General features: G+C 75.6%; 6 protein-coding genes and 1 pseudogene. 5 read left to right on the forward strand and 2 right to left on the reverse strand.

Going from position 1 to position 4,826, the window contains the following annotated elements; translation table 11 throughout:
* Positions 1-312 (reverse strand): annotated as a pseudogene (locus tag PAI11_RS07390) (hypothetical protein); the annotation flags it as partial.
* Positions 313-716: 404 nt separating this feature from the next.
* On the opposite strand from PAI11_RS07390, the gene PAI11_RS07395 reads away from it, so the two are divergent.
* Entirely contained in the window at positions 717-1,106 is a 390-nt protein-coding gene (locus tag PAI11_RS07395) for a hypothetical protein (protein WP_007572526.1), read from the forward strand.
* Here PAI11_RS07395 and PAI11_RS24090 read toward each other — a convergent pair.
* Entirely contained in the window at positions 1,103-1,777 is a 675-nt protein-coding gene (locus tag PAI11_RS24090) for a phosphorylase family protein (protein ID WP_050897159.1), read from the reverse strand. The two genes, PAI11_RS07395 and PAI11_RS24090, sit on opposite strands and share 4 nt — an antisense overlap.
* A gap of 118 nt (positions 1,778-1,895) precedes the next feature.
* Between PAI11_RS24090 and PAI11_RS07405 the strand changes: the two genes are divergently transcribed.
* From PAI11_RS07405 to tilS, 4 genes are all read left to right on the forward strand, one after another.
* On the forward strand, positions 1,896-2,303 hold the full coding sequence (locus PAI11_RS07405) for a sensor histidine kinase (RefSeq protein WP_040598986.1): 408 nt from the start codon (positions 1,896-1,898) through the stop codon (positions 2,301-2,303).
* Between the two features lie 22 nt (positions 2,304-2,325).
* The gene (locus PAI11_RS07410) at positions 2,326-2,757 is read left to right on the forward strand and encodes a hypothetical protein (RefSeq protein ID WP_007572530.1); all 432 of its coding nucleotides are present in this window, start codon (positions 2,326-2,328) and stop codon (positions 2,755-2,757) included.
* Between the two features lie 272 nt (positions 2,758-3,029).
* Positions 3,030-4,193: an adenylate/guanylate cyclase domain-containing protein gene (locus PAI11_RS07415; RefSeq protein ID WP_007572531.1), complete on the forward strand. Its 1,164-nt coding sequence runs from the start codon at positions 3,030-3,032 to the stop codon at positions 4,191-4,193.
* Positions 4,194-4,203: 10 nt separating this feature from the next.
* Positions 4,204-4,826, forward strand: a 623-nt coding sequence (tilS, locus tag PAI11_RS07420) for a tRNA lysidine(34) synthetase TilS (RefSeq protein WP_081488309.1), incomplete at its 3' end; no start/stop codon positions are given.

Consider the following 4,826-nt stretch of genomic DNA (forward strand, 5'->3'; position numbering starts at 1 on the left):
CGACTTCTTCGTGACCTTCGTACCGTCGGTCCTGTCCCTCGCCGCCTGCGCGTCGGCCTGGCGCTTCTGATCGGCGTCGTTGGCACGGCGGGCGGCCTCGCGACCGTCGCCGCCGCTGTCGTCACCGACCGCGCCGCGACGGGCCGCGCCGGTTCCCTCGGGGACGGTGCTCTGCGTCGTGGTGCCGGCGGGCGGCGTCGGCGGTGCCGACTGCAGCTGCGGCGAGGCGTCCGACACGCGGATCACCGGCGCGCCGAGGTCCGGGAGCGGGATCTGGTCGATCGGAGTCCCCGGGGGGACGTCGACGGTCACCTGGACCACTCGACCCCCGGCCAGCGTGACGCTGAGCGTTCGGGACTCCGCCGAGGCCTGATGGACCGTGGCCCCGAATCCGGTAGCTACGGCTCCAGCGGCGGAAAGTCCGACCAGAAGCTTGCGCGTCGACAGCGTCATCAGATCTCAGAAATCTCCCTCAAGATCGGTGTCCGCGAGCCCACCCCGGTACACCGATCGCGCCACACTACCACGGGTATCGGAGCCGCAGATGCCGTTCGCGAGGGGTCTTGCAAAGAATGGTACGGAGGTCCAGTCCGATGAGCGTCAGCGATGACGGGAGCACATCCCACCGGGCCTTGCGCGCGATGCGACGGGCGGTAGGGTGCGCCTGCGTCGCCGGCCCCTCGGCACGCACTTCCACGAACGCCGGAGGGCTTTCCATGAGCGAGGACTCGTCCGACACGAGCAAGGACCTGCGCGAGCGCGTCAAGGGCGCCAGCGAGGACACGATCGGCAAGCTCGCCCAGGAGCTGCTCAGCAGCCCGCTGGTGACGGGTGCCGTGCAACGCGCGATGGAGGTCCGCGAGCGGGCGACCCAGGCGCAGGAGGCGGCGTTCGGCGCGCTCAACGTGCCCTCGGCCGCCGACATCGAGCGGCTGACCCGCCGCGTCCGCAACGTCTCGCAGCGCCTCGAGTCGATCGAGGACGCCGTCGACCGCCTCGACGAGCGGCTGGCCGGCTTCGGCGGCACCGACCCCAAGCAGCTCGCCGCGATCGCCGAGCAGCTGGACCGGATCGAGACCTCGCTGAAGGGCTTGAAGCAGGCCTAGCCGGCGTCGGTCAGCGCGGCCGCCGCGGCCGCGCCGACCGCGCGCCACCAGTCGGAGCGGCGATCCTCGTCGCCGTCCAGGTGCGGGAAGGCCACGACCGCCGCCGCCCGCACGTCGAACCGCCCGGCGGCCAGCAGCAGCGCCGCGGTCTGGCGGTCGAGCGCACCGACGTCGGCCGGCAGCTCGGGCGCCTCGCCGCCGTCCTGGGGCAGGACGTCGACGCTGAGGACGCCGACCGATGGCGTCCCGCCCGCGCGCAGGCGCGTGAGCAGGGACTCGTCCGGTCGCACCGGGCCCTGGCCGCCGAGGGCACGGCTCGCGCCGTCGCCGGGCACGGCGAACGCGACGACCCGCAGCTCGCCGGCCACCGCCGGCTCGGGTCCGACCGCCACCGCCGAGCCCGCCCGGACCATCTGCCGGACGCCGGCGTCGGCCAGCTCGCGGACCACGGCGACGGCGCTCGCGCCGCCGGTGCCGGTCGACTGGATCGTCAGCGGCCGTCCGTCGGCCGCGGCGCCGGTGTAGCCCCACAGCCCGCGCTGGTGGTTGCTCATCAGCGGCCGCTCCAGCAGCGACTGGGCCAGCTCGAGGGCCCGGCCGGGGTCCCCGACCACGATCGCGCGCGGGGCGACCGGGTTGACGAGGTGCAGCATCTCCGGCAGGCGGGTCACGGCGGCGAGGATAGGGCCGGGGCGCGATCGTCGGCGCCCGCCGGGGCGAGCCGGCCGCTCGCCGGCGCCGATCCGCCGACCCGGATCCCGGGATCGCGGCGGCTCTACACTCCCCTCCGTGGACCCGGAGACCGTCAACCCGCCGGACGACGATGCCGGCGACCGCCGCAACGCGCGGGTCGAGGCGGTCCGCCGCGCGGTCGACCAGGCGCTCGCGGTGACCGCCGACTCGACGCGGACCACGCGCGTCCGGGCCCAGGACCTCGCCGACGAGCTCGGGCACGTCGTCACTCGCGTGCGCGGCGCGCTCGAGGACCTGAGCAGCGCGGGGACCGCCGGCGCCGGCCAACTGGCCGAGGAGGTCCAGCAGGCGGTCGGCCGGCTCGGCCGCTCGATCGACGAGGCGCGGCCGGCGACGGTCGACGACCTCCGGCAGCTGACCGCGCGGGTCGACGAGCTCGAGGCGCGGCTGGCGCGGGTCGAGGGGACCCCCGCCGACGCGGGGCCGTCCGCCGACGAGCGCTGACGGGCTCGTGACGGACCGCGCCGTGCCGGAACCGTTCCGCTCGCCCGAGGAGCTGCGCGAGGTCATCGATCGCCTGCTCGCGGCGATGCTCCGGGACGAGTTGCTGATCCCGCGCTTCGCCCACTACCGCGTCTCGCACGAGCTGCGCGTGACTGACACCGATCAGGTGCTCCAGGCCCGCAGCCTGCCGCCGGGGTCGGCGGTCTCCGGCGAGTGGCACTGGCCGGAGACCCGCGAGCAGCGCTGGCCGGTCGCCGTCCGCTTCGCGATGTCGGCCGACGTCATGAACCGCTACCTCCACGGCCGCGAGCCGCTGGTGCTGGCGGTCGCCCGGAGGCGGATCCGGGTCTCCGGCGACGTCAAGGCGGCGCTCGGGATCATCCCCCTGCGCGAACGCACGACCGAGCTGTACGAGCAGCTCGTCGCGACCGACTACCCGCACCTGGCCCTCTAGATCGATGGCCGTCAGCAACTCCCCGACGACGGTCGCGCGACCCTTGACGGCGCGGCGCCCCAGCCGGTATGACTGAGGGACCGAATACGACCCCAGGCCGGAGCGTGGGTGGTTCGCCACCCGCGAGGCGCCGCCCCCAGCAGGGACGAGCGCCGACGGCCGACGGAGCGGGCCGTGACGCCCGCCGGCGGCGGGATCCTCGCGGGTCTCGCCGCCACAGCGGAGACGGCCCCGTCGACGTCCCGGAGGCCCTGCCGCTGACCCGGGCGCGCGTGGCGGAGTTGGTCGGCGTCTCGGAGAGCACGCTGCGTCGCTGGGCCGACCTGGCGCTGGTCCCGCTCGACGACGACGGCGGCTGGACGACCTCGTCGCTGAACCACGCCCGGATCGTCCAGCGGCTGCGGGCGAAGGGCCGCTCGCTCAGCGAGATCGCCGCCGTCACCGAGCGCAGCGAGCTGGCCTTCGACTACCTGACCGCGGTCGTGACCCCGCCGACCGCGCACGTCACCCCCGACGACGTCGCCAACGAGACCGGCCTGCAGGTCGCGCTGGTGCGACGGATCGCGGAGGCGTTCGGCTTCAGCGACGAGTCGATCGAGCACATGAGCGAGCAGGACGTCGACCTGTTCCGCCACGCGGCCGCCGCGCTCGACGCCGGCTTCCCGCTGATCGCGCTGCTGCAGCTGGCGCGGGTCTACGGCCAGGCGCTCGGCCGCGTCGCCGACGCCGAGGTGCGGATGTTCCGCCTCTACGTCCGCGATCCCGCCGTCCGCCGCCCCGGGTCGCTGCTGGAGACCGCCGGCAGCCTCGGCGGGCTGGCCCGCGACGTCCTGCCGCTCGCCGACCCGATCATCCGCCACGTCCACCGCCGGTCGCTGCACTGGTTCATCGAGCAGGACGCGGTCAGCCTGGTCGAGCAGGCCCTGGACGAGGACTCGCTGCTCGGGCTCGGGCGGCTGCGCGTCGCGATCGCGTTCGCCGACCTGGCCGGCTACACGCGCCTGACCGAGGACCAGGGCGACGAGGAGGCGGTCGAGGTCGTCGAGCGGTTCGTCGACGCGGTCGAGATGTCGCTGCCCGACGACGCCCGGATCCTGAAGACGATCGGCGACGAGGTGATGGTGATCGCCGACGACGCCGGCGCGCTGGTCGACTGGGCGGTCGGGTTCCAGATCCTCAACCCCGACGAGCCGCGGCCGCGGATCGGGATCCACGCCGGCGAGGTGCTGTTCCGCGACGGCGACTACTTCGGCCGCGAGGTCAACATGGCGGCGCGGGTGGTGGCGCGCGCGGCCGGCGGCGAGGTCCTCGTCACCCAGCCGATCGTCGAGGCGGGCGGCCCGCACCTGGAGTTCGAGCCGATCGGCGAGGTGCGGCTGAAGGGCTTCCGCGACCCGACCGCGCTGTCGCTCGCGCGGCAGCCGCCCGAGCCGTGAGCGGCGCGGCGTGAGCGCCGACCGCGACCTGCGCTCGCGGCTGGCAGCGTCCGGCGGGATCGTCCCCGGCGCGCCGGTCGTCGTCGCCTGCTCGGGCGGGCGCGACTCGCTCTGCCTGCTCGACCTGACCGTCCGGATCGCCGGCCCCGAGGCGGTCCTGGCCGTCCACGTCCACCACGGCCTGCGCGGCGTCGAGGCCGATCGCGACGCGGCCCACGTCGCCGCCGTCGCGGCGCGCCTGGGGACGGCGCTGCGGATCGTGCGGCTGTGCCCGCCGGATCCGCTGCCGGGGTCGGTCGCGGCGTGGGCCCGGGAGGCTCGCTGGGCCGCCCTGCGAGCCGCCGCCGACCGGTGGGGACCCGGCGTCGACGTGCTGGTCGCGCACACGGCCAGCGACCAGGCCGAGACCGTGCTGCTGCGAGCGATCTCGTCGCCGGGGATCCGCGCGCTGGCCGGGATGCCCGAGCGCGACCTGCGACGCGGGCTGCGGCGGCCGCTGCTGGCGGCCGCCGTCACCCGGGCCGAGGCCGGCGCCTGGTGCGCCGAGCACGGCCTGCGCTGGCGCGACGACGGCTCCAACCCGACCGGCCCGCGCGGGCGGGTGCGGGCGGCCCTGGCCGGCCTCGAGGCGGT

The organism is Patulibacter medicamentivorans (assembly GCF_000240225.1).
Lineage (GTDB): Bacteria > Actinomycetota > Thermoleophilia > Solirubrobacterales > Solirubrobacteraceae > Patulibacter > Patulibacter medicamentivorans.